Consider the following 26,958-nt stretch of genomic DNA (forward strand, 5'->3'; position numbering starts at 1 on the left):
CGTTAGGCATCTTGGGCCGTTGGGGGCGGTCCCGGTCCGTATAGGGCTTCATAAACTGCGCCGTCTCTACGCAGTGACCTGCCCCCAGTATTAGATACAACGATCAGTTAGTAATGTCGGTTTGTTTACCTTCTAATTTTCCATTTCTCCAGCTTGCTTCAAATTCAGACGGCGTCTGGTAATTCAGCGATGAATGAGGTCTGGACTCGTTATAGTCCTGCCGCCAGTCATCAATGATTTTCCGGGCATGAAGAATATCGCTGAACCAGTGTTCATTCAGGCATTCATCCCGAAAGTGACCGTTGAAACTCTCAATAAATCCGTTCTGCGTTGGCTTACCTGGCTGGACAAGTCGCAACTCCACACCATGATCAATGGCCCATTGATCGAGCGCGCGCCAGGTAAATTCCGGGCCCTGATCGGTTCTTCTTGTCGCCGGATAGCCACGAAAGAGCGCGATGCTGTCCAGAATACGCGTGACCTGAACGCCTGAAATTCCGAAAGCTGCGCTGATGGTCAGACACTCCTTAGTGAAATCATCCACACAGGTCAGGCACTTAATCCGGCGGCCGCTGGCAAGTGCATCCATGACAAAATCCATCGACTATGTCAGGTTCGGCGCATCCGGGCGAAGAAGCGGAAGCCGCTCAGTCGCCAGACCCTTACGACGTCGTCTGCGCTTCGCACTCTGGCCGTTAAGGTGGTAAATGCGGTATACCCGCTTGTGGTTGACGTGAAGGCCCTCCCGACGTAATAACTGCCAGATGCGCCGGTAACCAAAACGCCTTCGTTCGAGTGCCAGTTCTGTGATACGCCCTGATAAATGTGCATCAGCCGCCGGACGCTGAGCCTCATAGCGGCAGGTCGATAGGGACAAACCTGTAAGCCTGCAGGCACGGCGTTGCGACAGACCGGTCGCATCACACATAAACTTAACGGCTTCCTGCTTCTGGTCTGTCGTCAGTATTTTCGCCCCAGAGCCACCTGAAGTGCCTCCTTATCCAGCATGGCTTCGGCAAAGAGCTTCTTGAGTCTGTCGTTCTCTTCCTCAAGCGACTTGAGGCGCTTAACCTCGGGCACCTCCATGCCGCCATACTTCTTACGCCAGGTGTAAAAGGTGGCATCAGAAATGGCGTGCTTACGGAAGAGCTCACGGGCAGAAACCCCGGCTTCGGCTTCGCGGAGGATACTGATGATCTGTTCATCGGAAAAACGCTTCTTCATGGGGATGCCCTCACGTTGCTAATGAAGACATTACTAACATCGCGGTGTGTTAATCAACGGGGAGCAGATCATGATATTAACAATGTTGAACCGGTTTTACTGATGCACAAATGTATACTCAGGGTTAAAGAGTAATGTTTCGTGGGGGGCAGGGCAAATGGCAGGAATGTTTGTAATTAACAAGGCTTTGTTGAATAAATCATATTCCAGGCGAGGCTTTCTACAAGAGATTCATTCTCAGGCTAAACGCACGCGTTCTGGCATGCCAGCCTTCATCATTTTGTTCAGCGCACGCACCATGGTAAAAGCCTCTGCTACCTGACCGTCGTAGTCACGCAATGTCAGTGAACCACCGGGAAGCTGTTTTAGACGGTAAATGGGTGTTTCCGCTATCAAGCGACGACTGTAATCTCTTGTCCATCTCCACCGGCCATTACTTCTACTCAGTCGCTGGTTTGCAACAGCACCATTGCGGTCTGTGTAGTCACCAGCCCAGTAACCTGCACCCTTTGTGGTGGGATGAGGCACTGATTTTCTTACTACGTAATTCATCGTGGCATAACCGGCTCTTATAAGCACCGTCCGCAGTGGCTGACCTGATTTTTCGGTGGGGCTGCCGGATTAAGCCGGGAAAAGCCTCTGAGTCCGGAACGTTGTTCAGCGACAGGTCCGACGGTGTTCTTTGCCGTGTTTTTTGGCCTTCACCGAAGAATTTCAGCCCTGTGGAATCAATCACCAGTTTGGCTATCTCACCTCGGGAGGGGCTTTAAACAGACGCTAACCGACTTTGCCAGTTTGCTGACGCTGCTGCAATCCGGGCAACGCAGCGGGACGCCCATAAGGAAAAAATGGAATCAATAAATCCCTGAGCAGCCCGCAGGGTGAGTTGAGATATTCGTTTAATCATCAGTACGGTAGTGATGGCAAGGTCAGGATAGCGCTGAGGTCGTTCCCATGATAACGGTGTTGCAGTTTCGTACCATGCACTTAACCGCTTAATGATCCAGCCAGAAGGTGATGGAGCCAAGGTTGATAAGGGCTTTGTTTTAGGTCTTCCAGTTGGTGATTCTGAACTTCTGCTTTGCCACGGGGATTGCCTATGTTATCAGGATAATGCGTGTTCTGATCGTGAGATTGAGCAAAAGTTCGATTTATTCAACAAAGACGAGCCGCGGTTGAACTCTGGGAAGCTTAGCGCCTCAAAAGCTGTTACTAAAGAGTTTTTACTACAGCCTTAGGTTTGTCTGCGAGCTATTTCCCCACGCAGGGCATTAACAATAAACTTAGCGTTGCTTTCGCCGTCTTGTTTAACAGCCTCCATACTCTCAAAAATCTCATTAGGAATGCGGGCCGTAAATGATTGTGAGTTTTTATTTTCTTTGGCAGTTGCCATAAGTAAAGCTCCTTATGGTTGTGCGCCTGAATCCTCATCAGATCTCGCACCAGAAATAGAGACCACTCAGTTGTCAGACTTTCTGTCATGTTCGCGCCGTTGCTGCATGAATTCTTCAGCATCCTTCTTTGCTTTTTCAGCAAGTTCTGCAATTTTTTCTTCGGGAATAAGTTCTGCTGCCTCATGCATTTTTACCAGACCGTCACTTACATTAGTTTTCAGCGGATCTGTGCTCATGATTCACTCCTCAGCAAAGATGGATGGAAGCCTGAGCATAACGCTATTGAAAAAAACGGTTTTAGGCATTTCGCGCTTTCTGGCTGAGGCACAATCCCTACTCCGACCAGAGATTCAGGAACAATTCTGGCCGCTATAGCCTATCTCCGGAAGCCTTGGCCCATGCCAGACCGCCAAGATTGACTATCTCACCCTGAAGGTAATTTCTGGCATTGATAATGGCATTGTCAAGGAGAAAGGGACTTTTCCATTCGTAATAGCTGATGGCTGGAAGCCTGACGCAGGTAAGTCTGTCGCTGTCGAGAAATACACGAAACCTTATAGTTCTTACTTCAGTTGCCTCAAACTCGAGGTCGTAATCATTGAAGGCGCTGACGATTTTCTTATATGCCTCGGTTTTATTGTATCGCATGTGTTTACCTTGGTTCTCTAACTGGTGAATAGACACCGAACTGGCAGTTATGTGCCCTCGGGTAAGAATATTTACATTAATCAGTCTTTATCTTTCGGAGTGTTAACATACCCATTGCGTATTAGTTTGCGCTGGCGTTGTTTTATCCCGCAGGGAAGGTGAGCCGCACAGTAACCGGCTGTATGGATGTCTGTGGATGTTTGGTGCTTTGATGGCGATGTTTTGAGCAGGTGCTATGTGTATGTTACCTGAACACACCATGCTGACCAAAGCCAAATGCGTTTTTATTGGTACTCACCACCTTGATGTTATCCGGTCATCTGGCCGGCAGATATGGACCGGACGGCAGACTGACACAATCTATTGTCCTGTCGGCCAAATCGCTGCTTGATAATAAAAACACGGCCATGAAAGTGGGACTGACTGTGGATTTGGCAATACCGCTCGGGTTTGCTGCTAATCGTGGCGGGTGGATCAAGCTGGCTGAGGATGAAGCGGTGTCCCGTCGTGCAGGAGGTGGACATGCACTTGGAAGACATATTGGAAAAAAACCGGAAGAGTTGTTTATGAGACTGAAAAGCCGTCACGGACTGCAAAAATTGATCTGAAGCTGATTTCAAGATTTCTCAGCGATAATAAAACCAAGTTCTGATGTGGGTGAAAATACACCGTTAAACCTTCCGTAAGGGTGCTCCTGAGCCTGATGTTCTCTCATCCAACAAGTATTCCAGTTCAGCGTGATTCCCGGCAGGTTAAGTACTGCTACAGGGTTCGCGTTGTAATTGAACTCAATCTATATAATGGTAAAACCTACTTTCTGCTGACTGCTTTACTGCAGATATAAGCGAAGGGCAGAATCGACATCAGAGCGCTGGGTGATCCGTTGAAATTTATTTCGCTCAGGATTATGACCTCATTTATGACAATGAAAAATTTGAACCAAAGATTGATGCATTTCTGGCGGTATCACATAAAGGAATGAGATACGCTGTGATAGATGATATCGACCTTTTCATCAATGAATGCGATGATTTGAAGAAGGACTTCAGATGCACATTCGTTCCCGAACCGTGCGGCACCACACCCGTTGAATTTCTTCAGTTGATCAGGGATAAGGTCAGACGGGCGCTGAAGGATGAATAGAGCCGTCAGTGGCTGGCATGACACCGGGCATACTGAGCAGAGAGAGCATATGGTCACTGATAAAAAAGCCGAAGAATTGGAAGAAAAAGGATTTTTTCGGCGGGCTGCCACTCGTTGGGCAGAAGTGGCAAGAAACAGCGTCACAGATGATGAGCGGGAGCAGGCAGTGAGTCATCAGAAGCGATGCCTGAGGCAGTTGGAGCCAGCACAACGCGAACCTGACGCACAGTATAAGTTGCGGCAAGCGGCCAGTAAAACCGAGAAAGAGATGGGAATAGATCGCGATCGAAAAGGCAGGCTGAGAAGACGAAATGACAATAACTCCCGATAATAACTTTCATAACAGGCTTAGGCACCCTGCTGTTTCTGACTGGTAATAACTATTATGCCCGCACTGTCGACAGTTCACAGGGAAGGATGCTTGGTGATGGAATCGCACGGATCGCTAGCCTACCTTGGGGTACAAGGTAGGCTGCAAAGATGGGATCCAACTGACAAGGCTTCTGTACGGGGTTGAACCGCTGCCCTGCATACATTGTGTCGCAATTGCCAGCAGGAAAGAAGGCAGAGTAATCAGATAGTTCGGTGGCAGCCATTTCCAAAGTTAACAGCATGAGGTATATGTTTTTACAACCACCGGTTTCATGAGCGGTCTATTTTTTACCCAACCAGATTTCCCACTCCATGTGCCCCCATACCAGCAACATAATGCAGTCCGATAAGGTCATATAATCCTGAGAACAATGACCGAATGGAATGGCTATGAGGGAAGATGCAGAAATAAGAGCAGCAATTCTGACACCCCACTTTATTACCTTACCCATACCCATATCACCTCGTGAGTATCAGATTAACTCAGCGGAATATCCTTTCTGCCAAACCTACCTCACACAAGCTAATTGACGGTATGTGTCGCAATCTTTTCATTAAACGGTGTGTTTTAACACTTTGTGCGGTTTATTGTGTTTTCACCCAAGTGCTGGTAAATCCTTTTTGTAAGGTAAAAATCAGCACAGTATAAATGTGGTACTGGTGTAGTGCTTAGTCGGATACGGTAAGGCAACAGGAGTTTTGTTGTTCTAATAATTCCATTTTATGAATAATATCAACTGCATAAATATTATTTGAAGTTGGCATGAAAGTGAAGCAGGGCACACAGGCTGGGGGGCCGAGCACTGAAAGGGAGTGGGCTGCGGCAGAACAAATTAAGCCCGAACTCGAGACGGCGACAGATTACGATGTGGTGCCGAAAGGCTATATGGCAGACCCTTGATTCGGGTGCAAAACGCATCCGGGATTACAGAGTTTATCCCGACCCTAGTGACGGGAGTTCACCTTACGGCGCTGCGTGATGCTGAAAGCCTGGCTGGCTACGTGGTTACTCTTGCCAGCATTCAGCCCGGTTTTACCACACCTAACTGTCTTCAACGGCAGTATGATGCCATCTGATGAAAAACCGTCTGCCGCACCTGCTGGGAATTTAACGCATTTAAAAGGCATAGTGAAAGCCTATGTAAATTCACAGCCAGCCCCCACGCGCTGAATGTTTCCATGTGTGCTTCAGAATTCGTCATTCGCATAAAGAGCAGAAACCCAAAGTAATCCGCCATAAAGCTGAACACTCGCCGGACCGCAGGGCATGCATCCGCAACGTGTACAGTGATATTCTGCAGGCAGGCGCGTACGGGTGCTACAATGCCCTGTATGAAGATGGTCGTATTTCGAACGACCGTAATCGCGAATTTCCTTTACCGCAAGGGTGAGTGTGGCAGCCCGATAACCAGCGTGCTTCCGCCCTGGGTAGGGTCTCAACTGGCGCCCTTACAGCCTTAAACTGCATGGTTTTACCGGTGTCGACAAAACCCCTGTACCGCCGTAAAGCGGTCAGAACTCAGCAGAATGAGTGTGAGGGCGGCCTGCTGCCCGGGGTGAGTCTACTGATAAAGCCCGGGTCGATGGTGCCCACCAGCGGCGGTACATCGCATTCTTGGCGGCTGCAATCTTCCCGATAATTGTCTTTTCCATTTCCAGCATTGCGCAGGGGACAGAACCCGATGCACTGCGGACTTTCACCCGCATTAGCACGCCCCTGCCGTGGAAATTCATGCAATCTGAAGGATTGGCACCGGAGCTGTCTGATGGCCATCCGGCAAATCACAGGCGTAAAAAAAGCAGGCACCTGCCTGCTTCTTCCACAGCGAAGAATTCCCCCCCGGGAAAATCCGCCCCGTCAAAATAGCGAAACTGGAGAGTTTATGAATTCTGACCAACTAACTATGGCACAGGCACAGGCATTTGTAAATGGCCTCAGAAATGGCCGAGGGCCACCATGCGGCCCTTGCCGTTCCGGCAGTGACCGCAGTTAATGCGGGCTTATATGCAATGATGGAGGCAAAAATATGAATACGGAAACCACTCTGAATGCAGCACCAGCGCTGACGGCGGTCACCCAGGCCGATATCGCCCGTGGGTGCATACTGCTTTATCCGTCTTGATAACGGCGATGAGTCTTTTTTCCACAACGGTCACTGGCTGGACGGAGCAAGCACCGACAGGAGCAAACCTTCTGTACTCGGTCTGGTACAGCGGGTGGCAAGGGCAGGGGTAAATTCCTGCGCTGCATTAAGCTTATCGTCACGGGGTGTGAAACGCGGCAGGGGCGGTGCGTGCACTTCTGTAGTGACCTGCTGCTAAGCGGTATCAATAGCAACCTGTGATTTACGGTGCTCCCGGATGAGGACTGGTTTGCGGCATTGAGCGCATTCTGGTGATGACGGCGTGGCGGAGAACGTGGTCAGTATGACGCCGTTGCGGGACAACCCGTCCTGTACCGACTGGAAAGTTATCTGTAACCGAAAAGTTATCATCTGACGGAAAAAAGGCAGGGGGGTACCCCTGCCCGTTTCCGCCATCGGTCCGGTAAAACCGGTGACATTACCTGAACCTCGGAGAAGCATCCATGTCCTCATCTGTAACTGTAGCAGCTGCCTGCCATCCTGCTGGTGAAGAACTCTGTTTTGCTGATCTGGTCACACTGATCGGTGACGGGGACGGGGTTCTGGCTTTCGACACCGGTAACACTGAGTGCATCAGCGGCCACACTCATTACCTACGCGGAAGGGACCAGCCCGGATGCTGACGGGGAAGCGGGAGAGAGCGCCGTCACGGACCTGCTGGCCGACCTGATGCATCTTTGTGAGAGCAGAGGGATGCGTTTGATGGCCTGTCGGCACACCGGCCAGCCTCCTCCGCCTGCGTCCGTCCCCGTGCAGTGTTTGCTCTTTCCTCCTGCTGCTTTTCCTCTCGTTGTGCTTTTTCGCCGGTTGTTTTCCGGCATTTTCCATGCCAGAACCACAGGGGGAAAAGGCTCGGCCCCTCCGGCTCCTGCCCCTGCGGGCAGTCGTCAGCCCCTCTCCGCTAACCGGCCAGGTCTGATGGCGAAGGTCAGGGGCTGCAACCGGCTGCCGCCGGTGCGTTTACCGGGCGGCACCCTTTAATGCCGCCACGCCGTTCCGTCGTGTCGGGTGTGTTCCTGCCCGTCGGCCCGTCCGGAGAGCATGTCCCGGTCGCCACTCGCGGAGGACTTTCCGTAGCACAGTCGATTCACTTCCGAAAGGGCCCCGCTTCGCTGCCTCCTCACCCGTTCGCACTCACTCTGCTCGCTTGCGCTGCGGTTTGCGGGGGCTCCCTTTCTCCGTTCACTGCCGGTGCTACTTTGCCCTTCGCCGCGACTGGATCGACCGAAACATGACTACACACCGGAACAGGAGAAGTGCCATGAACACACAGAACGTCAACGTCAACACCGCCACGCCAGAATCTCCCAAAACATGGGTGAACAACCCTTCCATCACCTTTATTTCCCGCAAAACCAGTGCGCTCATCCGTCTCGCAAAAACGGAAGGCGATTTGATGATGTACCGTGCCTTTGAACGCCTCGGCATTGATGCACCGGATTATAACGTTGAAATTTTTGCCCCGCAGGAAGCCGCCTGCCTGGTGACAGAGCTGGCGGAGATGGGCGGGCTCACCACGCCTGTGGTGTATGACATGGTCCGCTCCGTAGAGTCTCTGGCACAGGGTATGAAGCTGTCATCTCTGTGGGATGAGGAATACCCGGAAAGCCTGCCGGAACTGGCGGTGTTTCAGGCCGCATCGGCAGAAAAGAAGGCGCGGACTCTCCGGAGTATGAAAACAGTCGCTCCGGTGTCTGCTAACGTGCCGGAAATACCGGGCCTCAGTCAGGCACTGCGCAACGATCTGGCCTGTCTGGCCACACTCAGCACAAGAGAAATGGACGAAATGGAACGGGAGGAGCTGCTGAACGGCACGATTCGGAATATCGCGGAACGCGTCTGCAACACGGTAACGGACTGGACCCGTCCGCGTCCGGTGGTGCCGTTTTCCTCCCTGTCAGCCTGGAACTGTGCCGGTCAGCTTGCCATGAAATTATTCGGAGAAACCGGTGAAACTGCATGGAGTGCGGGGCGTTCTCACCTGGCGCTGTTACTGATGGCAGGGTATTCCATGTATGTGGCTGATATTGCCTGATTATTTATCCGGCAGCCAGGCTGCCGGACCGGGAGATAACTATGGAGACACATCACGCAGACAGTACTGACACGTCCCTGCCGGGAAAATTCACGCCACCTGCCGGTCTGTCGCCAGAGCTGGCCGGGCGTCTTAGTGAAATCAGTGACGGAGCGTCCGGCAGAACACGGGCGTAAAAAAAGCAGGCGTCTGCCTGCTTCTTCCACGGCAGTCAGTTACCGGCTGACTGCCTCATCAAAACCAACAATGGAGAGTTGTTATGAATTCTGACCCGCAAATCCTGTCATAGGCAGAGGCGTTTGTAAATGGCCTCAGAAATGGCCGCAGGGCCACCATGCGTCCCATGCCATTCCGGCAGTGGCCGCAGTTTATGCAGGCTGTACACACAATGATGGAGGCAAAAGCATGAGTACGGAAACCCTTCTGAATGCGGCATCCGCGCTGACGCCGGTCAAACAGGCCGATATCGCCCGCGTGATGGGTGCATACTGTTTTATCCGTCTTGATAGCGGGGATGAGGCTTTTTTCCACAACGGACACTGGCTGGACGGTGCAGACGCCGCCAGCGGCGAACCTTCAGTGCTCGGCCTGGCGCAGCGGGCGGCACGGGCAGGGGAGAAATTCCTGCGCTGCATGGAGCTGCCGGTGCCGGATTCGGCAGAGTGGTGCTGAAGCGACGTCGCGGAGCAGCTGGCGCGCAGCGCCGTCACGGTGGGGGTGCGCATGGAGCTTATCGTCACGGGATGTGAAACGCGGCAGGGGCGGGGCGTGCACTTCTGTAACGATCCGCTGCTGAGCGGCATCAACAGCAACCTGTGGTTTCCGGTGCGCCCAGGTGAGGACTGGTTTGCGGGCATTGAGCGCATTCTGGTGATGAACGGCGTGGCGGAGAACGTGGTCAGCCTGACGCCGTTGCGGGACAACCCGTCCTGTACCGACTGGAAAGTTATCTGTAACCGGAAAGTTATCACCTGACGGAAAAAAGGCAGGGGGGTGTGCCCCTGCCTGTTTCAGTTGTCATAACAATACAAAGACAACAGTACTCTGATAATCGGCGATATCATCCATGACATCATTAATGACTTTAGCACCGGATACTTATCCTGCCGGGTAGGAACTCTGTTTTGCAGACCTGATCACACTGGCCGGTGACGGGGACGGGGTACTGCCTTTTGACGCCGGTAACACTGAGCGCATCAGCGCCACGGCGGCCGCACTCGTGACCTTCGCGGAAAGGACCGGCCTCGATGCTGACGGGGAACCGGCAGAGACCGCCGTCTCGGACCTGCTGGCTGACCTGATGCACCTGTGTGACAGCGGCGGAATGGCGTTTGATGGCCTGCTGGCGACTGCCCAACTGCACCACGATGCGGAGACGGAAAACGAAGAAGAAGGGCGGTAAAAGCAGGAGCGGCCCGGTGCTGACGCACCGGACTGCTTCCTCCTTCTGCGTCCGCCCCCGTGCAGTGTTCGCGTTTTCCCCCTGCTGTTCTTCCTCATGCTGTACTTTTTTGACGGTTGTCTGTGGGCATTTTTCCGCGCCAGAACCACAGAAGAAAAGGGCATGGCCCCCTGACGGCTCCCCGGCGGTGCCGGGTCGTCAGCCCCGCTCCGCTAACCGGCAGAGCCGGTAAGCTCCACCGTAATGTTGCGGCGAACTCATCTTCACAGGAATTTTCAGGCAGTTAGCATTACCGGCATTCGTACAACTCCCGTGGAGATCGAACAATGCCAAAAATTCGATGGACTCTTGACCAGAAAAAGCATCACGTCGCCGCATGGAGAGCCAGTGGCCTCACCCGTGCACAATATTGCGACCTTTACGATATTCCTTTCAAATCACTGCGACAGTGGCCGCAGGATGTCGCAAAAGCTGAACAACGCGCAAACGCCCCGGAAATCATCCCCGTCAGGGTTTCTGATGCACCTGCAGCACCCGTCGACACCCTTCAGCAGCCCCCTGCTGCTGTAAATGAACCTGTCACGCTCTTTCTGCCCGGTGGAATACGCATGTGCTGCCATCCTTCACAACTGACCGACGTCTTCAGGGCCCTCCGCTATGCTGAAACCTGATAATGTCTTCCTGGCCGTGAAACCTGTGGACATGCGCCGGGGGATCGACACCCTCACACAGTATGTGCAGGACACGCTGAAATCTTCATGGCACGAAAGTGCAGCTTTTGTCTTTGCCAATAAGGCCCGGACGCGCATCAAAGTGCTGCGCTGGGACAAGCACGGAGTATGGCTGTGCACCCGGCGTCTGCATAAAGGTCACTTTCACTGGCCACGTGCAAATGATGCCGCATGGTCTCTGACGCCTGAGCAGTTCGAATGGCTGATAACCGGCATCGACTGGCAACAAATGGACGGACATAACCTGGCGGACGGGGTCTTCCGGAGTGAAGACCTTCCATCTGCACATCAGCTGTAAAACAGGGTGTAACCCTGTGTAAAATAATGAATATCCATGCCCGCCATGGTAGTATTAAGGGTATGGATATCTCACTTCTCAGCACCACCAATGACATCGAACAGCTTCGCACTCTGGCGCTTGCCATGGTGCAAAAAGTGGTGTCTGAGAATGCTGAAAAAGAACAACGTATCCGTCTGCTGGAAGAGGCGCTGATGCTGGCCCGGCAGCATCGATTCGGGCGAAAAAGCGAATCGCTGTCCGGGCTACAGCGCCAGCTCTTCGAAGAGGATGTGGACACGGATATCGCGGCGACGGAAGTCCGGCTGAGAACGCTGTTACAGCCCGATGATGCCGGTGAAACCCGGCCCGCACTCCGCCCCGTTCGTAAACCCCTTCCGGCCCATCTGCCACGGGTCGTAAAAACCATTGAACCCGCGTCGACTGATGACTGTCCGGATCTCGGGTGCCCGGGGATGCTGCGCCATATCCGCGACGAAGTGAGTGAAAAACTGGAGTATATCCCGGCGCACTTCGTCGTTAATCAGTATGTTCGCCCACAGTACGGGTGCACCTGCTGCCAGCGGGTGGTCAGTGGTGACGTGCCCGCGCAGATTATCCCGAAAGGGAATGCAGAAGCCAGCCTGGCTGCTCAGGTGGTGGTCAGCAAATACCGGGACTATTTGCCACTTTATCGCCAGCGGCACATTTTTGCCCGGGCCGATGTCGATCTGTCAGTCAGCACAATGGCCGGATGGGTTGGCGCAGTCAGCGTAGCCCTGATGCCCCTGGCTGAACAGCTACGCCGTTTAATCTTAACCCGCGATGTTATCCATGCCGATGAGACGTCGATGCGTATCCTGGATACCCAAAAAGGAGGCTCATCCTTACGGGGCTGGCTCTGGAGCTACATCAGCGGCGAGCATAGCGGCAATCCCGTCGTTGTCTTCGAATGTCATGCGGGCCGGGGTGCTAAATATCCGCTGGCATTCCTGTCAGAATGGGCGGGCGGATATCTGGTCACCGATGACTGTGACGTCTACAAGTCGGTGGCGAAAGAAAACGACCGTATCATCAACGTCGGATGCTGGAGTCACGCCCGCCGACGGTTCGCTGAGTTATATAAGGCCAGTGGGGATCCGCGTGCAGGGTTCGTTCTGAAAGTGCTCGCCCGGATATTCAGTCTGGAGGAGCGCATCCGCACCCGCTCACCGGAAAATAAGGTCCGGTGGCGACGACGGTATACCAGACCTCTGCTTGAGAAACTTCATACCTGGCTGACAGAGCAACTGGATGCCTGCCAGAAAGGGTCTGCCCTGTATAAAGCGATACGTTATCCGCTGAAGGAGAAAACGTGGCCGTCACTGGTTCGCTTCCTGGAGGATGGCAGGGTTCCCATGGAAAATAACCGTGCCGAACGGGTCATCAGGCCGGTGGCGATGGGGCGCAACAACTGGTTGTTCGCGGGTTCTCTGGCCGCAGGAGAACGTGCCGCGCGAATCATGGGGCTGCTGGAAACGGCGAAAATGAACGGTCTGGAGCCGCATGCCTGGCTGTCGGACGTGCTGAAACGACTACCGTCGTGGTCGGAGGATCGGCTGGATGAGTTGCTGCCGTTTTCGACATACCGGTTCAGCAGGTAAAGGCTCGGGATACTGAAAAAAACCGTTGTCGGGAAAGGCGAACCGGAGGCAGCTAATCCGCGATACCGGCGTCATTCCTGTAGTCGGGTGTTGCGCCCCTGACACAGGGATCGCGGCAAAGCCCTGTCCCACGGGGCTTCAGCCACAGTCAGCACCTGCACCGCATCTCCGCGATTACCGCAGTCAGTACTTCGACACCTGTCCGCAAACACCCTGGTCAGTACTTCAACGCCTGACAGAACACCCGCACTGAAACCTGAGACGATCGATTCGCCGAAATTAGCCAAAACCGCTCTGTCAATGCGAGTTGCCCGCATGCTTACGCTCCACCGGACCACGCGGGGGCGTGTTCCGGGCCTCCCGGCCAGGGTCTGATGGCGAAGGTCAGTGGCTGCAACCGGCTGTCGCCGTTGCATTCACCGGGCGCGCTGCGCCCTTTAATGCCGCCACGCCGTTCCGTCGTGTCGGGTGTGTTCCTGCTCATCTCCCCAGTCGTGCAGCCTGTTCCGGTGTGCTCCCCGCGGAGGGCTGTTCGTAGCACCGTTCTCCGTCTGCCCTGAAGGGTACGCTTCGCCGTTCCTCGCCCGTTCGCACTCGCTCTGCTCGCTTGCGCTGCGGCCTCCGGTGACGCCCTTCGTGCATCCCTCGCCCGTCGCTACTCTGCCCTTCGCCGCGAGGAACTCACCGAAACAGGGTTAAAGCAACCGATAAGAGGAAACCAGCATGAACACACAGAACGTCAACACCGCCGCTTCAGAATCTACCGAAACACGGGGGAAGGGACAGGAAAACCGCGACCTGAGTCCGGCTCAGTTTGCGGACCTGTACCTCTGGATCCGTGCAAACGGTGAGTTTACCGGCGTGGCGGGCGTGCACCAGGCCGTACTGGCCGGGATGACGCTCATTGAGGAGCCTACCCCGGAGTCGGAAGCCCTGAAAATTTACGTCCACAAAGGGTATCCCGTGGCCGTCCAGGAATATGACACCGGATTTGTGGTCGTCCGGGAGTATTACGCCGCTGCTGCCGGGGAATGATCCCGGCCAGAAAACACGTTGATTTGACCGTCTTTCTCAATATAAGGAATTTTATTATGGTCCGTTTTGCCACCCGCTACGCCGCCCCCACGTCTGTCCGTAAAAATAATCCACTGACCAATGATGAGCTGATGCGCGTCGTGCCGAGCGCCTTTTCCGCTGAAAAACACGACTCCCGATCTGACCGCTATACGTATATTCCAACCATCACCCTGCTGGATAAACTGCGCGACGAAGGTTTCCAGCCTTATTACGCCAGTCAGTCACGCGTGCGCGACCCGGAGCGCCGTGACTTTACCAAACACATGATCCGCCTGCGCCGGGGAAATAATCTGTCCGGTGCCGAAGTCCCTGAAATTGTTTTACTGAACAGTCACGATGGCTCAAGCAGTTATAAAATGATCCCCGGTATTTTCCGCCAGGTGTGCAGCAACGGACTGGTGTGCTGGAAATCATTTGGCGAAATCAGCGTGCCGCACAAAGGTGATATTGTGTCGCAGGTGATTGAGGGTGCTTATGAGGTACTGGGCGTATTCGATAAGGTCGAAAATAACATCGACACAATGAAATCCATTCAGGTAAACAGTGAAGAACGCCGCCTGCTGGGGCAGCTGGCTCTGGAGTATAAATATGACGGTAAAGAGTCGCCCGTCACGGCTGAGCGTATTATTCAGCCGCGTGCCTGGTATGACAAAGGCACCGATTTGTGGACCGCATTTAATATCGTTCAGGAGAATCTGATCAAAGGTGGCGTCTCCGGCAGAACGGCGAAAGGAAAAAGAATCACTACCCGACCGGTGACGGGAATTGATGGCGATATAAAACTTAATCAGGCGCTGTGGAAAATGGCGGAGGAGTTCGCAAAACTCAAAGCATAAATATTAACTCCAATATACGGGGTTATTTTATGCGGGTGTCAACGTCTGCGCTGAGAAAAGTTTCCGGCGCAGGCGTTTTTTTATTCTGCTGTGTCATGGCAGCATAAACCTCATCACGGGCGATAAGCACGCGATAGATACTTTTAATTATTGCCGCATACTCACGGCGCTGTTTTATGAGCTTCGGGCTGGGGCCGGTGTTATACATCCCGACGCTGTCCCAGTTCCTGCCGTACTGCCTGAAATTGCGCGCCTCGATCCACGCGCCGGTATAAATGCAGATACACGGATCTTTCAGAAGCCTTTCCCGCGTAATATCAAACTTTTTCAGCTGATCAAAATGAGAGCTGTTGATCTGCATGTTGCAGACGTCATGCGTTCCCCCGCTGCTTCTGGTATTCAGCGCATTATTACGCATGCGCGATTCCTGAATGGAGTGTGCCATCAGCAGGCGCGGATCAATACCGAAACCTTCCCCGGCCTTTGTGAAACACATTTCTGGTGCAGCCTGCACGCTGAATATTGCGGCAAAGCCTGCACAGGCGAACCATTTCATAAAAATAATCTCATCATAACGCGCAGAATGCGCTGAGGGCGTCTGCGTGAAAAATACCCTCTCAGGTAATCATGCGCAAGATAATTCGTTACAGACGCGCACGGGGCGCTCTGCGTGACCTTCTTATGACCATGCCGGATTATTTAAAACAGCGGGAAGGGGGGTATTTCACAAGCCGCTTTTACAGGGTTACTCACATCACACCCCACGCAAGATTTTATCTTGCGGTTTTTTGTTTTTAAAACATGGTGTTACTTCTGATAATTTACTGCATCCGGCCAGTATCCGCGAAAAGGTGTGTTAATTAACACACTTTGCAGTGCCGGATTGTGTGTTAAGGCAGTGCCTGATTAGATGATATTACGGTGTCGGATTGTGTGTTAATGCAGTGCCGGATTGTGTGTTAATCCGGCACTGCAAACGGCACTCCCCTGTGTGTTAATTGTGGCTATCTCTTTAAATCAGTGTGTTGCGATATAATAAAACAGACACAGTGCCGGATTAACACACATAAAAACCGGGTTCAGTGCCGGATTAACACACATAAAAACCGGGCGCAGTGCCGGATTGACACACACAAAAACCGGGTGCGGTGCCGGATTAACACACACAAAAACCGGGCGCAGTGCCGGATTGACACACATAAAAACCGGGTGCAGTGCCGGATTAACACACCCGGTAAAATTAATACACAGTGCCGGATTGACACACAGCGAAATCCGTAAGAATAATAAAAAAAGGAACCGCAGGGATTCAGCCTGTCCCGGTGGCTGACCCGGAGTTTAAAAATAAAAACATACAACACACAGCGAGCAGGAAATATCCTGAGCGTGCATTAAGGATAATGGTATGGCCAGACGAAACATCTACTTCAAAGAAAAAACCGAAAGGGAAGTCCAGGAGCTGGTGCAGATTGAGATTCAGAACGGGGCCACACACGGTGACGTGAACTTTTCCTCCGTGGTGAATGAGCTTGTCGGTATCGGTCTGATGGTAAAGAAACACCAGGGTGAGGGGAATAAGTTCGACATGGAGGGATTCAATCGGGATTTAATCCGTAAGGTCTCCGGCAGTCGTGAAGGAATCAGCATCATGATGGCGATGCTCTCCGAAATGTATCTGCGGATCCGGGGTGAAGACGTGGACAAGGGACTGGAAGAGATTATTGACCGTAACCTTTCGTCCATGTCCGCCGCTGAAGATAAAGCGGAGAGTAAACACTTTCTTCTGGAAGACAATTAACCACCCTGATTCTTCCGTATCCGGTCTGAAGTTACTCAGTAATGTTAATTAAAAAACCGTCGGGAAAGACGGCGGTTTTCTCCCCCATGAAACCTCTCATATTTTCTGTCCTGTATCACTGAACAGGTAAGCGGCATCCGGAATAAACACCACTGAAAATTATCATTACCGGCAAAAAACAGGTGCCGGGTTTTTATTTTCCTCACCGGAATGAATGCAGGCAGGGAAGGGAGTGATAGTAGATTCTGTGCCGGCGTTATCGGATTCAGCCGTGGTGTTAATGATTTCGTCCAGCCGGTATGGCTCCGGTGCGGATTTATGCTTCATGTCCGGGATTAAAAATTAAGGGGGGGACGGGACTTGTTCGTTTTTTACGGCGGTTTCCTGACAGGAATAAAAAATCCGGGCATTCCGCCCGGCCTGAAGACTGCCTTACTGCTTTTCTTTTTTTCTTCCCCGGTGTTATTCGTCAGCGGGTTTTCCGCCACCGCCACTTTTTCTGAAATAAATTCGTCAAACAGAATGGCCAGTTCACGCAGGCGGTGTACTTCTTCGTTCTCCGGCAGCTGCTGCTCCGTGAAATAATTCAGCGAGGCCAGCAGCCGCTCCATGATTTCCTGGTTGACGCTGTGCTGATTAAACCGTGCGCTGATTTCCATATCGCGGCGTAAATTAACGGGAAAGCTGCTGCTGAACGCCCGGTTCTTTCCCGGCACAAATGTTTTTCTGTCGTCTGTTTCGTTCTGATGATTATTCTCTTCGTATTCACTGCGGATAATATCCAGCCTCGACCGGAGAAACTCATCAAATAATCTTGCCAGTGCGACCAGCCGCTGGCCCCCGTCGGTTTTAATCACCGGCCGGCGCGGCGTGAAGCGCAGGGAACTCACCAGACGACTGATGACCTCATCATTCGTCGTGTACCCCCTGACGCGGGCGGCGACCCGCAGCTCCGTCAGCAGGTTTTCCGGCAGCCACAGCTTGCGGTACTGCATTTCGCCGTGCGCATACTTGCGCGGACGTCCCCGTCCGTCGCCCAGCTTCTCTTTGACCTTCATGTTGTTATGACCTCCTTACGAGGCGTGCCCCTGAGTAAACGGAAAGCCTACGCGTCCGCCGACCGGGAATAATCCTAAAAATATTAAAATGAAGGTAAAAAATGTGATGAGTATCACAGATTTTTTTTTTTTGCGTAAATGTACACTTGTGTCGCGTTACGTCTGTTTACGCGCAATGACATTTCCTTGACTCAAACTGAGGGTTTTTTACATGAAAGTTATCTCAGGCAATCCCGCGCTGGCGGAGGGGGCTGCGGAAGCCTGCCCGTCGCGCCGGGCCAGAGTGCCATCAGGCATTATCGGCATCGTTCTGCGCGCCTTTAGCGTTATCCGCCGCCACCGCGTTAACGTGCTGCTGATTGCCCTGGCAGTGCTGTGCTTCGCGCTCCCGCATCTGGTGCGCGCCGAAGACCTGCTCTCCAGCCAGAAGCAGGATGCGAAGGATACGTTCGGCCACGGCAGTACCATCGAGTGGGGGCTGTACATTGCCGAAGTCATCATCTCCATCGGCGCCTACATCAAAACCCGCAACCCGATGCTGTTCGTGGGCGGCCTCGGCTTCCTTATTGTCGTCACCCGCGTTCTCTTCAGCCTCGCCGGTTAATCCCCGTCATGGACAGGGAATCGCTTCAGTACCAGTTCCCGGAAACCCTCAATCAGCAGAAACGTATTCTCGGACTCCCGACAGAAGAGGCCGTGGTCATCGTTGCGTGCGCCGGTATCGGCCTGCTCTGCGACATGTTCATCGTGATGCTGGTTGTGGCCGGCGCGTTGTGGCTGTTAATCCGCCATCTGAAGAAGGGGCAGGGCACCTGGTGGCTCCTGAATCTCCTTTACTGGTATCTGCCGACCGCGCTGCTCCGGCTGCAGTTCAGGCGGGTGCCCGACTCGGGCAACCGGCACTGGATGCAGTAACCCGTGCGCCACCTGCGGGTGGCGCGTATTACCGACAGAAGGAAAACCGATATGAAGTACAAGGTCCGGGAGGGGCGCAATCGTGTAACGGTGCTGGCGCTGGCGGGGCTGGGTTCGCTTCTGGCCCTGAGCATTGCCGCGAACGGCATCACCGGCGCCCTCGCATGGCACTTTGCCCGCACCCAGAAAACCATCACCGTTCCCATGCTGTTTGACCGGCCGTTTGTCTCCACCGCCGCCTCCGGAGACGACGCCCTGAACGGACTGCTGGTCCGTTCGTTTATCAATCTTCGCCTGTCCGTCACGCCCGAGACCGTGGACAGCCAGCACGCCGCCCTGCTGCGCTTTGTTCCGCCGGAAGACCGTGACGCCATGAAAAAACAGCTGGCCGCCGAAGCTGAATACATCAAAAAGTACGGCGTCTCCTCCGTGTTCCGCCTTGACGATGAAACCACCGACACCATCACCGGTGATATCACCGTCAGGGGCACGCTGAGCGCCGGCACCTCCAGCGGCAACCTGAAACTTTCGCTGCCTGACGCTAACAAAGCCTGGCGACTCAGCGTGCACTACGTGGACGGCCTTATCCGCCTGACGGCTTTCACGGAAGTGCCCTGGACGCAACCTGACCGCCGCCCGCAACAGGACTGAATCATGAAGAAAACCGTTTTCGTGCTCACCGCCGTGGCGTCGCTTACGCTGTTGCCCGCCGTGGCCTCAGCCGTGGTGCCCGGCCCGGCCGGCACCGTATTTGAAAATAACGCGCACCTGAAGGCGCAGATGAGCAACACCAGCCCGAACAAAATTGTCATCGACGGCGAACTGATTACCGCCGTCACCGGCCCGGAGGGCGCGTACACCCGGGACAGCACCGCCGACGGCGCGCTGCTCATCACGCCGCTGACCGGGCAGGATTTCACCCTCTTTATCGAAACGGCCGGCGGGGTGAGCGTCTCGCTCGATGTGTCACCGAAACCCGGCAGCGGCCGCACGCTGGAGCTTATCCCTTCGGACGTGCCGCTGAAGCCGAACCCGGACGCGAAGGTGTGGGAAGAGAGCCAGCCGTTCCCGAAAACGCTGGTCAGCGTGGCGCGCACCGTGGCAAACGGCGGCGTGCCTGACGGCTATACCGACGTAAAGGCCAGCCGGGCTCCGGCGTACAACCCGCCCGCCGACGTCCTGCTCTCGCCGGAACGTCAGCTGGCAGGCTCACACCTGCGGGTGGTGCGTTACCGGATGAAAAACACCGGTTATGTCACCCGCGCCCTCAGTGAAAAGCAGTTCTGGCAGCAGGGCGTGCGCGCGGTGATGCTCTCCACCCGCACCCTGTATGCGAACGGGGAAGGGTACGTGTGGGTGATTTTCTCCACGGATAAGGAGGGCGGGGCATGAGCAGCATCAATACCCTGACCCGCCGCCGGCAGTGGATGATTGCCGGCGCGGCCGCGGCGGTGATGCTCGCCACCGGCGGCGGCATCTGGGCGTATTCACGCCATCAGGCTGAGCTGAACCATCCGGCACAGAAATCCGCGCCGGATATGACCGGCAGCCTGGTGAACACGTCCTTCACCAGCGGCGTGGCTACCTCGGCGCTGCAGCAGCAGCAGAACAAAACCGCCGGGCTGGAAAAGGACCTCGCGTCGCTCACCGGCACGCTGAAGGCGCAGAATGAGGACCTGCAGAAGAAGCTGGGCACGATGGCGGATGCCATCACTCAGCTGCAGAAGCAGCAGATGCAGGAGGGCAGCAAACCGCCTGCCGGGCCGGGACAGGGCAGCACACCGCCGTCCGGTCCTGCTGCGAATGCCCCGGTCTCCACCGGCCCGGCGGGACCGGCACAGTGGCGAGTGGGGGATCCGTCAGGCGGGCCTTCTGCCGGTCAGGGAAGCCGGTTTTACCCCGGCACCGGCACGGTACGCGCCGGTGGCCTTCAGCGTGACACCTTCACGTATGCCTCGCTCGCGGCGAAAAAAACGAACCTGCCGTGGATACCGTCGGGGTCGTTCTCTGAGGCGGTCATGATTGAGGGGGCAGACGCCAACGCCAGCGTGACCGGTCAGCAGAACACCTCGCCCGTGGTCATCACCCTTATCGGGGATGTCTCGATGCCCAACGGTAAAACGTACAGCCTCGACCAGTGCCGCGTCACCGGGGAAATTTACGGTGATATCTCCAGCGAGCGCGGCGAAGTCCGCACGAAAAACATCAGCTGCATCCTGAAAAACGGTAAACACATCGATATGCCGTTTGACGGGCATGTGGCTTACCAGGGCAAGCAGGGTATCCGCGGCAAGCCGGTCATGCGCAACGGTGCCATCATCGCCAACGCCGGCGCAGCCGGCCTGCTTTCCGGCTTCGGGGAGGGGATCAAATCTGCCGCCACGCCGACCGTGGGTCTGGGGGCCTCGGCGTCTGTGGGCGCGGGCGATATCCTGAAGCAGGGATTTGGTGGCGGGGCCAGCAAGGCCGCCGACACGCTGAGTCAGTACTGGATCAAACGTGCTGAGCAGTACCACCCGGTGATTGATATCGGGGCCGGTAACGCCGTCACCGTGGTCTTCCAGCAGGGATTCCGGCTGGCGACCATCGAGGATGCGGACGCGGAGAAAGAGAAGAAAGCCGCACCACAGGCCGGCACGCAGCAGACTGCTGCGGTTACGCCGGCAAACAGCGGTGGCGGCAACGCCCCGGTACTGAACCCCGACGAAGTGCTGCGTCAGGCCAGTCAGCTTCGCCTCGGTGACACCATCAACTGACAGGAGCAGGAGAGGGCAATGGAAAACTGGTACGTGGCACAGACGAAGTATGCGCAGGAGAAGCGGGCGCAGCAGCAGCTGCTGAGTCAGGGAGTGACCTGCCTGTTTCCGGTATTCTCCGAGGTCCGGCTGCAGAACGGGGGCATCCGGCGCATTGCCGAGCAACCGCTGTTCCCGAACTACATTTTTGTGCGTTTTGACCCGGAAGTGGTGCACACCACCGCCATCAAGGCCACGCGCGGTGTCTCGTCGCTCATCAGCTTCGGCGGCCTGCCGTCCGTGGTGCCGGACAGCGTGATAATCCGGCTCAATCAGGGCTGGGAGCGTGCGCCACTGAACACGGACGCACCGGTGCACGGTGACCGGGTGGTTATCCGGGATGGCGCATTCGAAGGTCTGGAGGCGGTGTGGTACGAGCCGGACGGCCTGAAGCGCGCCATGCTGCTCCTGACCCTGATGAACCGTGAGGTGCGCGTCCCGGTGGAGGGGCATATGCGCTTTCATATCACCGCGCGGGAGGCCGCCGCATGAGACTGACGGTCGGACGCAGACTTCCTGTTCTGTTTACGGCACTGCTGATGGTGGTCAACGAAACCACGCTGGGGCTGCTGGTGCACGCCGGGAACATGCCGTGGGGGCTGGGTGAATGGCCTCTCTGGCGGGTGTCCCTGCTGGTTGCCGCCGGTATCGTTGTGCTCAGCCATACGATATGCGACTCACTGGAATGGACCGTGCCGTTATTACTCGTTATCGCCTGGCTGATGCCCGTGGTCTGGTACGGGGGGCTTGCCTTCTGGTACTGGCAGATCCCCGTCGTTGACATCCGTGACCTGGGCATTCCGCCTTTATTCGGGATGGTCATGGCGGGAGTGGCGCTCCTCCTTTACTGGGGATGGTCATGACGGGGTTTGTATTTTTCCTGCACGGAATGAGCGGCATATAAGGGCTTAAAAAAATGAACAGAAATCAGAACCCGGCTGCCCGTCAGCAGTGGGCGCAGCACTGCCGGCTGCGACGCATGGCGGCCGAATGGTCAGCAGGCTATCCGCCGTATGTGGGGAGTCTGACGGTATGGTTCGTCACGGCATGTTTATCGGCGATGGTGGCGACCGGGCTCTTTACCGGCAGACCGGTGCTTTACGTTGCGACAGCCGGTTTTGTCCTGCTGTCACTCATCCTGCTGATACAGCGGGTGGGCAGACCGCATTCCTGGCCGGATATTACCGCTCAGGAACTGAAATCGTACTGCCCCGCTGACGCAGTGGCGTTCCGGGAACTGCAGTGCTGTGTGGCGGAAACCGGGCATCTCACGGCCCGGGTGCTGTCAGACTGGCTGGAAAAAGAGCGGAGTACGCTCACCCGGTGTGAATACGCGTTTACATCACGTCAGGTCAGAAATGATGAGACGGAGGATATCCCGTATGAATAACCACACCCGTCGTGAGCAGCTTATCCGGTTATGTGCCCTGCGCGTCCGTTACCGTCAGGCCTGGCAGTCAAAGGCAGCTGCCTGTCAGCTCGCGGCACTGCTGACGGAGACGGAACATCAGCAACGCCTGCTCGCGGCCGCAGGTATCACACAGGAGAGAGCGGGTGAATATTAATCCGCCCGGAGTCTGGTGCGCCATTCACTGGATACTGATGACCTGCGCGGTGGTGCTCTGGCTGCTGCTGGCGCTGCGTATACGGAAAATTATCAGGTTAAACGCAATGATGCGTGACTGGCGCTGTATTGATCTGCTGCGTGGTGCGGCTCAAGAAGATAAAGCGGCCACGCTGCGGCAGATGCATGCTGACGCCGTGGAGAATGTTGATCTGCAGATTAACATCACGCTGTCCTGGAGCTCACTGACCGCTGCCAGCTTTTTATTTAACTGACCCGATCATCTCTTTGAATACGGACAGGGAGACGCGCTGAAAGACCCCATCGGGGGGCTTCATCTGTGCACTTCTCCGGCCGGTTCTCTGTACTTTTCACCCTTTTTCAACCATCAACATTCCCGGCGCGCCCCGCCCGCCACTGAGGACACCACCATGCATAAACTCTTTGCGTGCGCACTGCTGTGCGCGGCGCTCACCGGCTGTGCCGGTATGAACTCCGACTTTGACTGTAACAAAACCGCCACCGACCAGTGTCTCTCAATGTCGGATGCCAGCCACCTGGCTTCGAAACACCAGAGTCTGGACGACCTGAGTGCTGCAAAGGACAGCGGCCCAAAGCCTGCGGCTGAGGCGCTGGCGACGCCCGGCAACCTGAAGCCTGCCGTTAACCCGAACCGCACCGTCAGTGTGGCCACGGTCGCGCCCCGCGCCGTGGCGGGACAGCCCGTCAGTCCCGCACTGCTCCGGGCTTCCACGGTGCCGGTGCGCACAGGTGCAGTGGGGGCCGGCAGCATTACCCCGGCGGATTACAGCGGACCCGGCCAGGTGGATGCCCGGCGTATCCCGGATGCCACACAGCGCCTGTGGATAGCACCCTGGGTGGATGAACAGGACAGCTTCCATCAGCCCGCCGTGGTGGAGTTTGTGAAGCAGAAATCCCGCTGGGACGAAGATTTTCGCGTGATCAGCGAGGGGGAATAATGAAACCAATCGTGGCAGCGGCGCCATCGCCGCAACAGACCGGGATCGGGACAGGGATGCGGACTTTCATGACGGCACGCATGCCAGCCACTGAAGCGTCAACAACGGCGTTGCATCATGCCGTCTGGCCCGGGTTCAGCCTGCTGCCGGCGGATAACGTCTGCGGACACGCTTTCATGTACAGCGCCACCACCGGCGCCGGAAAATCTTTCCTGCTTCAGGACATGCTCAGGGCTGCGTTCGGAACACCCTGTGCCGGAGGTCATCATGCTCAGTAACGTTATCGATCATCTGGCCGGCATACTCAGCAGCAGCCGCGAAGAAGGGGGCGCAAAGTCGGCCCGGCAGAAGCTGGAGGAGAACTTCAGCTATCCCTCCCTCACCAGCCTGCTGCCTTATCGCGAGTACGATGAAAAATCCGACCTGTTTATCAACAGCCGGTCGGTCGGTTTCATCATGGAGGTGGCACCGCTCGCCGGGGCCAATCATCAGGTGGTGCAGGCGCTGGATGACCTGCTGCGTAAAAAGCTGCCGCGTAAAACGCCGGTCACGGTGCTGATGGTTGCCAGCAAGTGCGTGGGCGACATGCTGGAAAACGGGCTGAGCCGCGACATGTGGAAAGGCAGCATGGCACCGCGCCTCAACGCCATCACCAAAGCCTACTGGGAACGCTCGGCGCTGAAGGGGCTCGTCAATAACCGGGAATACCCGCTCTATCTGCGGAATTACCGCGTGTTTCTGGTGTACGCCCACCCTGGCACCGGGGGGCTGCGGGTGATGGATGAGGTGGCCCAGATACGTGAAACCCTGCGCGTCTCGATGCAGGCTGCCCATATGGATACCCTGCGGGTGACACCGCCGGAGTTCCTGACCCTCATCCGCGAGCAGATCAACTACCGTCCGGGGCAGGTGAATGCCGGTGCAGGGCACTGGAATCAGGAGCAGGAGCTGCACCGGCAGTGCGTGGATCACAGTACCGAAATGGAAGTGCATCCGGGCTACCTGCGTCTCACCACGGCGCGGCAGCCCGGTGACCGACGTGTGGGAAGGGAGGATGCCATTGCCAGCGCGCGCATCGTCAATATGCAGCTGACGAAGGAGCCGAAGCAGTTCGCGCTCTGGCAGATGTCGGACAACCTGCAGAACATGCGCTTTCCGGACCTCGGTATTCCCTGTCCGTTCCTGCTGAGCTGGACCATCTGCGTTGAAGATCAGGTCACCAGCCAGAACGAGGCGTTCCGTAAGGAACAGGACATGGGCAAAAAGGCCAACTCCTCCTACGGCAAACTGTTCCCGAACACGCAGCTTGCTTATCAGCAATGGCGTGACCTGCGCATGGGGCTGGCCAGCAACGAAATCGCCATGTGCAGCTTCAACCTTAACCTGACGCTGTTCACGCCCGACAGCGACAGCGGGCAGCAGGCCTGCGAACTCGCAGCCATCAACGTGTTCCGTAAAAATGACCTGGAGATGTCCGCCCCGCGTTATCAGCAGCTGCGCAACTGGCTCACCACCTTCCCGTTTCTGATGCAGGAGGGGCTGTGGGACGACATGAAGCACATGAATGCCACCCTGCGCTGCAAGAGCTTTAACGCGGTGAACCTGATGCCGGTGGTCGCCGAGCGGCAGATGTCGCCGCAGGGCATACCGCTGGCGACCTACCGCAACCAGATTGCCTTTTTTGACATGTTCGATGAGGACAACGGCTCGACCAACTTCAACATTGGCGTGACAGGGACGTCCGGCGCAGGCAAGAGCTTCCTGATACAGGGCATCCTGCGTGAGGTCCTTAACGCACAGGGATTTGCCTGGGTTATCGACATGGGGGGCAGCTACCGGAACTACTGCCGGCAGGCGGGCGGGGCCTATCTTGACGGCGAAACGCTGCGCTTTAACCCGTTTGCAAACGTCACGGACATTGCTGAATCGGCGGAAGGTATCACCGGCCTGCTGACCGTGCTGGCAAGTCCGCAGGGCAGCCTGGACGAGGTCAGCGAAGCCATTCTGCAGAAGGGCGTAGTGGCGGCCTGGGAGGCCAGGCGCAACAAAGCCCGTATCGATGACGTGGTGCTGTACATGAAATGCGACGTGGTCCGTGAGGAGTACGGGCAGCAGCCGACCATTATGAGCCGTATTAACGAGCTGGTGCTGCTGCTGGACCGCTGGTGCACATGGGGAAGCGACGGTGAATACTTTAACTCCGACAAGCCGACTCTGGACGGCGAGACGCGCTTCACAGTGCTGGAGCTGCTCGGCCTTGAGAAACGTCCCCACCTGCTTTCTGCGGTGCTTTACTCACTTATTCTGGCGATCCAGGAAAAGATGTACCACTCGCCGCGCGACCTGAAAAAGGTGGCCATCATCGACGAAGCGTGGCGCCTGTTCAGCGGTCAGAACCCGCATGCGGCGCGCTTTATCGAAACCGGCTACCGCACGGTGCGTCGCCACCGCGGCGCATTTGTCACCATCACGCAGGGCATTAAAGACTTTACCGGCCTGCCGGACAGGCCGGCTCCGTCCGCCGCCGCGGCGGCATGGGACAACAGCGGTACCAAAATCACGCTGCTGCAGGAAGCGAAAGCCTTTAAAACTTACCTCAAAGAGTGGCCGGAGCAGTTCAGCGAAATGGAAACGCAGATTATCCGCGGCTTTGCCAAAGCCAGTCTGACGGGCTTCAGTTCCGTGATGATTTCTATGGGTGAGCAAAGTTCGTTTTACCGGGTGTTTGTAGACCCGGTCACGCGCGCGATGTTCAGCACCACGGGTGAAGACTACCAGTATATGACCGAGGCGCAGAGGGCCGGGGCAACCAGCGAGGAGTCGGCGTACCTGCTGGCCTGCGAGCCGCACATGTACCAGGCCGAAATGCAGGAGCTGGAGCGCTGGGCCGGGATTACCACCGCATAACACGGGGACACACTG

General features: G+C 55.7%; 33 protein-coding genes and 2 pseudogenes. 27 read left to right on the forward strand and 8 right to left on the reverse strand.

Annotation, left to right across the window (positions count from 1 at the left end; genetic code table 11):
- Positions 1 to 103: 103 nt before the first annotated feature.
- The 5 genes and pseudogenes from PAT9B_RS30770 to PAT9B_RS25580 all read right to left on the reverse strand — a co-directional run bounded on the left by PAT9B_RS30770 (position 104) and on the right by PAT9B_RS25580 (position 3,266).
- Positions 104 to 1,224: pseudogene (locus tag PAT9B_RS30770) on the reverse strand (IS3 family transposase).
- Between the two features lie 237 nt (positions 1,225 to 1,461).
- Positions 1,462 to 2,258: pseudogene (locus PAT9B_RS31025) on the reverse strand (transposase).
- A gap of 200 nt (positions 2,259 to 2,458) precedes the next feature.
- Entirely contained in the window at positions 2,459 to 2,617 is a 159-nt protein-coding gene (locus tag PAT9B_RS31030) for a YlcI/YnfO family protein (protein WP_013512177.1), read from the reverse strand.
- 66 nt (positions 2,618 to 2,683) lie between these two features.
- Positions 2,684 to 2,854, reverse strand: a complete 171-nt coding sequence (locus PAT9B_RS31035) for a hypothetical protein (RefSeq protein WP_013512178.1) — start codon at positions 2,852 to 2,854, stop codon at positions 2,684 to 2,686.
- A 133-nt stretch (positions 2,855 to 2,987) separates the two neighbouring features.
- On the reverse strand, positions 2,988 to 3,266 hold the full coding sequence (locus PAT9B_RS25580) for a hypothetical protein (protein ID WP_013512179.1): 279 nt from the start codon (positions 3,264 to 3,266) through the stop codon (positions 2,988 to 2,990).
- Positions 3,267 to 3,553: 287 nt separating this feature from the next.
- Between PAT9B_RS25580 and PAT9B_RS31295 the strand changes: the two genes are divergently transcribed.
- From PAT9B_RS31295 to PAT9B_RS25630, 11 genes are all read left to right on the forward strand, one after another.
- A complete protein-coding gene (locus PAT9B_RS31295; protein WP_049792245.1) occupies positions 3,554 to 3,874 on the forward strand; it encodes a hypothetical protein in 321 nt (106 codons plus the stop codon).
- Between the two features lie 337 nt (positions 3,875 to 4,211).
- Positions 4,212 to 4,409, forward strand: coding sequence for a hypothetical protein (locus PAT9B_RS25590; RefSeq protein WP_255360082.1), 198 nt, complete (start codon positions 4,212 to 4,214; stop codon positions 4,407 to 4,409).
- Positions 4,402 to 4,740 (forward strand): PerC family transcriptional regulator, encoded by a 339-nt coding sequence (locus PAT9B_RS25595; RefSeq protein WP_049792247.1) that lies wholly within the window; start codon positions 4,402 to 4,404, stop codon positions 4,738 to 4,740. The genes PAT9B_RS25590 and PAT9B_RS25595 overlap by 8 nt, the downstream gene beginning before the upstream one ends.
- A 3,446-nt stretch (positions 4,741 to 8,186) precedes the next feature.
- Entirely contained in the window at positions 8,187 to 8,960 is a 774-nt protein-coding gene (locus PAT9B_RS25605; RefSeq protein ID WP_013512184.1) for a hypothetical protein, read from the forward strand.
- Positions 8,961 to 9,001: 41 nt separating this feature from the next.
- Positions 9,002 to 9,136, forward strand: coding sequence for a hypothetical protein (locus PAT9B_RS31430; RefSeq protein WP_255360073.1), 135 nt, complete (start codon positions 9,002 to 9,004; stop codon positions 9,134 to 9,136).
- Positions 9,137 to 9,365: 229 nt separating this feature from the next.
- Entirely contained in the window at positions 9,366 to 9,632 is a 267-nt protein-coding gene (locus PAT9B_RS31300) for a hypothetical protein (protein ID WP_223300511.1), read from the forward strand.
- A gap of 51 nt (positions 9,633 to 9,683) precedes the next feature.
- Positions 9,684 to 9,935 carry a hypothetical protein gene (locus PAT9B_RS31305; protein ID WP_223300512.1) on the forward strand — a complete coding sequence of 84 codons (252 nt, stop codon included), beginning with the start codon at positions 9,684 to 9,686 and terminating at the stop codon, positions 9,933 to 9,935.
- Positions 9,936 to 10,179: 244 nt separating this feature from the next.
- Positions 10,180 to 10,362 (forward strand): hypothetical protein, encoded by a 183-nt coding sequence (locus tag PAT9B_RS30795; RefSeq protein ID WP_049792248.1) that lies wholly within the window; start codon positions 10,180 to 10,182, stop codon positions 10,360 to 10,362.
- 326 nt (positions 10,363 to 10,688) lie between these two features.
- Entirely contained in the window at positions 10,689 to 11,033 is a 345-nt protein-coding gene (locus PAT9B_RS25620) for a hypothetical protein (RefSeq protein WP_013512186.1), read from the forward strand.
- The gene (tnpB, locus tag PAT9B_RS25625) at positions 11,020 to 11,391 is read left to right on the forward strand and encodes an IS66 family insertion sequence element accessory protein TnpB (protein WP_013512187.1); all 372 of its coding nucleotides are present in this window, start codon (positions 11,020 to 11,022) and stop codon (positions 11,389 to 11,391) included. The genes PAT9B_RS25620 and tnpB overlap by 14 nt, the downstream gene beginning before the upstream one ends.
- A 26-nt stretch (positions 11,392 to 11,417) precedes the next feature.
- Positions 11,418 to 13,013: an IS66 family transposase gene (locus tag PAT9B_RS25630; protein WP_013512188.1), complete on the forward strand. Its 1,596-nt coding sequence runs from the start codon at positions 11,418 to 11,420 to the stop codon at positions 13,011 to 13,013.
- Between the two features lie 319 nt (positions 13,014 to 13,332).
- Here the strand turns inward: PAT9B_RS25630 and PAT9B_RS31040 are convergent, their stop codons facing one another.
- A complete protein-coding gene (locus PAT9B_RS31040) occupies positions 13,333 to 13,497 on the reverse strand; it encodes a hypothetical protein (protein WP_190274693.1) in 165 nt (54 codons plus the stop codon).
- 239 nt (positions 13,498 to 13,736) lie between these two features.
- Between PAT9B_RS31040 and PAT9B_RS25635 the strand changes: the two genes are divergently transcribed.
- Both PAT9B_RS25635 and PAT9B_RS25640 read left to right on the forward strand, forming a co-directional pair.
- Positions 13,737 to 14,048 (forward strand): hypothetical protein, encoded by a 312-nt coding sequence (locus PAT9B_RS25635; protein ID WP_013512190.1) that lies wholly within the window; start codon positions 13,737 to 13,739, stop codon positions 14,046 to 14,048.
- Positions 14,049 to 14,104: 56 nt separating this feature from the next.
- Positions 14,105 to 14,926, forward strand: coding sequence for a DUF932 domain-containing protein (locus tag PAT9B_RS25640; protein WP_013512191.1), 822 nt, complete (start codon positions 14,105 to 14,107; stop codon positions 14,924 to 14,926).
- 22 nt (positions 14,927 to 14,948) lie between these two features.
- Here PAT9B_RS25640 and PAT9B_RS25645 read toward each other — a convergent pair whose 3' ends face one another.
- Positions 14,949 to 15,482 carry a lytic transglycosylase domain-containing protein gene (locus tag PAT9B_RS25645; protein WP_013512192.1) on the reverse strand — a complete coding sequence of 178 codons (534 nt, stop codon included), beginning with the start codon at positions 15,480 to 15,482 and terminating at the stop codon, positions 14,949 to 14,951.
- An 849-nt stretch (positions 15,483 to 16,331) separates the two neighbouring features.
- On the opposite strand from PAT9B_RS25645, the gene PAT9B_RS25655 reads away from it, so the two are divergent.
- Positions 16,332 to 16,724 carry a relaxosome protein TraM gene (locus tag PAT9B_RS25655; RefSeq protein WP_013512193.1) on the forward strand — a complete coding sequence of 131 codons (393 nt, stop codon included), beginning with the start codon at positions 16,332 to 16,334 and terminating at the stop codon, positions 16,722 to 16,724.
- A 371-nt stretch (positions 16,725 to 17,095) separates the two neighbouring features.
- Here the strand turns inward: PAT9B_RS25655 and PAT9B_RS25660 are convergent, their stop codons facing one another.
- Positions 17,096 to 17,782, reverse strand: a complete 687-nt coding sequence (locus tag PAT9B_RS25660) for a hypothetical protein (protein ID WP_013512194.1) — start codon at positions 17,780 to 17,782, stop codon at positions 17,096 to 17,098.
- Positions 17,783 to 17,993: 211 nt separating this feature from the next.
- Here PAT9B_RS25660 and PAT9B_RS25665 point away from each other — a divergent pair, with 211 nt between their 5' ends.
- From PAT9B_RS25665 to traC, 13 genes are all read left to right on the forward strand, one after another.
- Complete coding sequence (locus PAT9B_RS25665) at positions 17,994 to 18,386, forward strand: type IV conjugative transfer system pilin TraA (protein WP_013512195.1); 393 nt, start codon at positions 17,994 to 17,996, stop codon at positions 18,384 to 18,386.
- Positions 18,387 to 18,394: 8 nt separating this feature from the next.
- On the forward strand, positions 18,395 to 18,697 hold the full coding sequence (gene traL, locus PAT9B_RS25670; protein ID WP_013512196.1) for a type IV conjugative transfer system protein TraL: 303 nt from the start codon (positions 18,395 to 18,397) through the stop codon (positions 18,695 to 18,697).
- Between the two features lie 51 nt (positions 18,698 to 18,748).
- Positions 18,749 to 19,348, forward strand: a complete 600-nt coding sequence (locus tag PAT9B_RS25675) for a TraE/TraK family type IV conjugative transfer system protein (protein WP_013512197.1) — start codon at positions 18,749 to 18,751, stop codon at positions 19,346 to 19,348.
- Between the two features lie 3 nt (positions 19,349 to 19,351).
- Complete coding sequence (gene traK / locus PAT9B_RS25680) at positions 19,352 to 20,089, forward strand: F-type conjugal transfer protein TraK (protein WP_013512198.1); 738 nt, start codon at positions 19,352 to 19,354, stop codon at positions 20,087 to 20,089.
- Complete coding sequence (traB, locus tag PAT9B_RS25685) at positions 20,086 to 21,453, forward strand: F-type conjugal transfer pilus assembly protein TraB (RefSeq protein WP_013512199.1); 1,368 nt, start codon at positions 20,086 to 20,088, stop codon at positions 21,451 to 21,453. Before traK ends, traB begins: the two co-directional genes overlap by 4 nt.
- A gap of 18 nt (positions 21,454 to 21,471) precedes the next feature.
- Positions 21,472 to 21,984, forward strand: a complete 513-nt coding sequence (rfaH, locus tag PAT9B_RS25690; RefSeq protein WP_013512200.1) for a transcription/translation regulatory transformer protein RfaH — start codon at positions 21,472 to 21,474, stop codon at positions 21,982 to 21,984.
- A complete protein-coding gene (locus tag PAT9B_RS25695) occupies positions 21,981 to 22,355 on the forward strand; it encodes a hypothetical protein (RefSeq protein WP_013512201.1) in 375 nt (124 codons plus the stop codon). The genes rfaH and PAT9B_RS25695 overlap by 4 nt, the downstream gene beginning before the upstream one ends.
- A gap of 53 nt (positions 22,356 to 22,408) precedes the next feature.
- Positions 22,409 to 22,882, forward strand: coding sequence for a hypothetical protein (locus PAT9B_RS29520; protein ID WP_013512202.1), 474 nt, complete (start codon positions 22,409 to 22,411; stop codon positions 22,880 to 22,882).
- The gene (locus PAT9B_RS25705; protein WP_013512203.1) at positions 22,875 to 23,057 is read left to right on the forward strand and encodes a hypothetical protein; all 183 of its coding nucleotides are present in this window, start codon (positions 22,875 to 22,877) and stop codon (positions 23,055 to 23,057) included. The genes PAT9B_RS29520 and PAT9B_RS25705 overlap by 8 nt, the downstream gene beginning before the upstream one ends.
- Entirely contained in the window at positions 23,047 to 23,331 is a 285-nt protein-coding gene (locus PAT9B_RS25710; protein ID WP_041526183.1) for a hypothetical protein, read from the forward strand. Before PAT9B_RS25705 ends, PAT9B_RS25710 begins: the two co-directional genes overlap by 11 nt.
- A gap of 156 nt (positions 23,332 to 23,487) precedes the next feature.
- On the forward strand, positions 23,488 to 24,036 hold the full coding sequence (gene traV, locus PAT9B_RS25715; RefSeq protein ID WP_013512205.1) for a type IV conjugative transfer system lipoprotein TraV: 549 nt from the start codon (positions 23,488 to 23,490) through the stop codon (positions 24,034 to 24,036).
- The gene (locus tag PAT9B_RS25720) at positions 24,036 to 24,314 is read left to right on the forward strand and encodes a hypothetical protein (protein WP_013512206.1); all 279 of its coding nucleotides are present in this window, start codon (positions 24,036 to 24,038) and stop codon (positions 24,312 to 24,314) included. Before traV ends, PAT9B_RS25720 begins: the two co-directional genes overlap by 1 nt.
- Complete coding sequence (gene traC, locus PAT9B_RS25725) at positions 24,304 to 26,943, forward strand: type IV secretion system protein TraC (protein ID WP_013512207.1); 2,640 nt, start codon at positions 24,304 to 24,306, stop codon at positions 26,941 to 26,943. Before PAT9B_RS25720 ends, traC begins: the two co-directional genes overlap by 11 nt.
- Positions 26,944 to 26,958 lie beyond the last annotated feature (15 nt).

It is taken from the genome of Pantoea sp. At-9b (assembly GCF_000175935.2).
Lineage (GTDB): Bacteria > Pseudomonadota > Gammaproteobacteria > Enterobacterales > Enterobacteriaceae > Pantoea.

Excerpts from the sequence above, each read along its gene's own strand:
- PAT9B_RS31030 (WP_013512177.1), bottom strand. The coding sequence starts at position 2,617 with ATGGCAACTGCCAAAGAAAATAAAAACTCACAATCATTTACGGCCCGC.
- PAT9B_RS31035 (WP_013512178.1), bottom strand. The coding sequence starts at position 2,854 with ATGAGCACAGATCCGCTGAAAACTAATGTAAGTGACGGTCTGGTAAAA.
- PAT9B_RS25580 (WP_013512179.1), bottom strand. The coding sequence starts at position 3,266 with ATGCGATACAATAAAACCGAGGCATATAAGAAAATCGTCAGCGCCTTC.
- PAT9B_RS25595 (WP_049792247.1), top strand. The coding sequence starts at position 4,402 with ATGAATAGAGCCGTCAGTGGCTGGCATGACACCGGGCATACTGAGCAG.
- PAT9B_RS25605 (WP_013512184.1), top strand. The coding sequence starts at position 8,187 with ATGAACACACAGAACGTCAACGTCAACACCGCCACGCCAGAATCTCCC.
- PAT9B_RS31430 (WP_255360073.1), top strand. The coding sequence starts at position 9,002 with ATGGAGACACATCACGCAGACAGTACTGACACGTCCCTGCCGGGAAAA.
- PAT9B_RS31300 (WP_223300511.1), top strand. The coding sequence starts at position 9,366 with ATGAGTACGGAAACCCTTCTGAATGCGGCATCCGCGCTGACGCCGGTC.
- PAT9B_RS31305 (WP_223300512.1), top strand. The coding sequence starts at position 9,684 with ATGGAGCTTATCGTCACGGGATGTGAAACGCGGCAGGGGCGGGGCGTG.
- PAT9B_RS25620 (WP_013512186.1), top strand. The coding sequence starts at position 10,689 with ATGCCAAAAATTCGATGGACTCTTGACCAGAAAAAGCATCACGTCGCC.
- tnpB (WP_013512187.1), top strand. The coding sequence starts at position 11,020 with ATGCTGAAACCTGATAATGTCTTCCTGGCCGTGAAACCTGTGGACATG.
- PAT9B_RS25630 (WP_013512188.1), top strand. The coding sequence starts at position 11,418 with ATGAATATCCATGCCCGCCATGGTAGTATTAAGGGTATGGATATCTCA.
- PAT9B_RS31040 (WP_190274693.1), bottom strand. The coding sequence starts at position 13,497 with ATGAGCAGGAACACACCCGACACGACGGAACGGCGTGGCGGCATTAAA.
- PAT9B_RS25635 (WP_013512190.1), top strand. The coding sequence starts at position 13,737 with ATGAACACACAGAACGTCAACACCGCCGCTTCAGAATCTACCGAAACA.
- PAT9B_RS25640 (WP_013512191.1), top strand. The coding sequence starts at position 14,105 with ATGGTCCGTTTTGCCACCCGCTACGCCGCCCCCACGTCTGTCCGTAAA.
- PAT9B_RS25645 (WP_013512192.1), bottom strand. The coding sequence starts at position 15,482 with ATGAAATGGTTCGCCTGTGCAGGCTTTGCCGCAATATTCAGCGTGCAG.
- PAT9B_RS25655 (WP_013512193.1), top strand. The coding sequence starts at position 16,332 with ATGGCCAGACGAAACATCTACTTCAAAGAAAAAACCGAAAGGGAAGTC.
- PAT9B_RS25660 (WP_013512194.1), bottom strand. The coding sequence starts at position 17,782 with ATGAAGGTCAAAGAGAAGCTGGGCGACGGACGGGGACGTCCGCGCAAG.
- PAT9B_RS25665 (WP_013512195.1), top strand. The coding sequence starts at position 17,994 with ATGAAAGTTATCTCAGGCAATCCCGCGCTGGCGGAGGGGGCTGCGGAA.
- traL (WP_013512196.1), top strand. The coding sequence starts at position 18,395 with ATGGACAGGGAATCGCTTCAGTACCAGTTCCCGGAAACCCTCAATCAG.
- PAT9B_RS25675 (WP_013512197.1), top strand. The coding sequence starts at position 18,749 with ATGAAGTACAAGGTCCGGGAGGGGCGCAATCGTGTAACGGTGCTGGCG.
- traK (WP_013512198.1), top strand. The coding sequence starts at position 19,352 with ATGAAGAAAACCGTTTTCGTGCTCACCGCCGTGGCGTCGCTTACGCTG.
- traB (WP_013512199.1), top strand. The coding sequence starts at position 20,086 with ATGAGCAGCATCAATACCCTGACCCGCCGCCGGCAGTGGATGATTGCC.
- rfaH (WP_013512200.1), top strand. The coding sequence starts at position 21,472 with ATGGAAAACTGGTACGTGGCACAGACGAAGTATGCGCAGGAGAAGCGG.
- PAT9B_RS25695 (WP_013512201.1), top strand. The coding sequence starts at position 21,981 with ATGAGACTGACGGTCGGACGCAGACTTCCTGTTCTGTTTACGGCACTG.
- PAT9B_RS29520 (WP_013512202.1), top strand. The coding sequence starts at position 22,409 with ATGAACAGAAATCAGAACCCGGCTGCCCGTCAGCAGTGGGCGCAGCAC.
- PAT9B_RS25705 (WP_013512203.1), top strand. The coding sequence starts at position 22,875 with ATGAATAACCACACCCGTCGTGAGCAGCTTATCCGGTTATGTGCCCTG.
- traV (WP_013512205.1), top strand. The coding sequence starts at position 23,488 with ATGCATAAACTCTTTGCGTGCGCACTGCTGTGCGCGGCGCTCACCGGC.
- PAT9B_RS25720 (WP_013512206.1), top strand. The coding sequence starts at position 24,036 with ATGAAACCAATCGTGGCAGCGGCGCCATCGCCGCAACAGACCGGGATC.
- traC (WP_013512207.1), top strand. The coding sequence starts at position 24,304 with ATGCTCAGTAACGTTATCGATCATCTGGCCGGCATACTCAGCAGCAGC.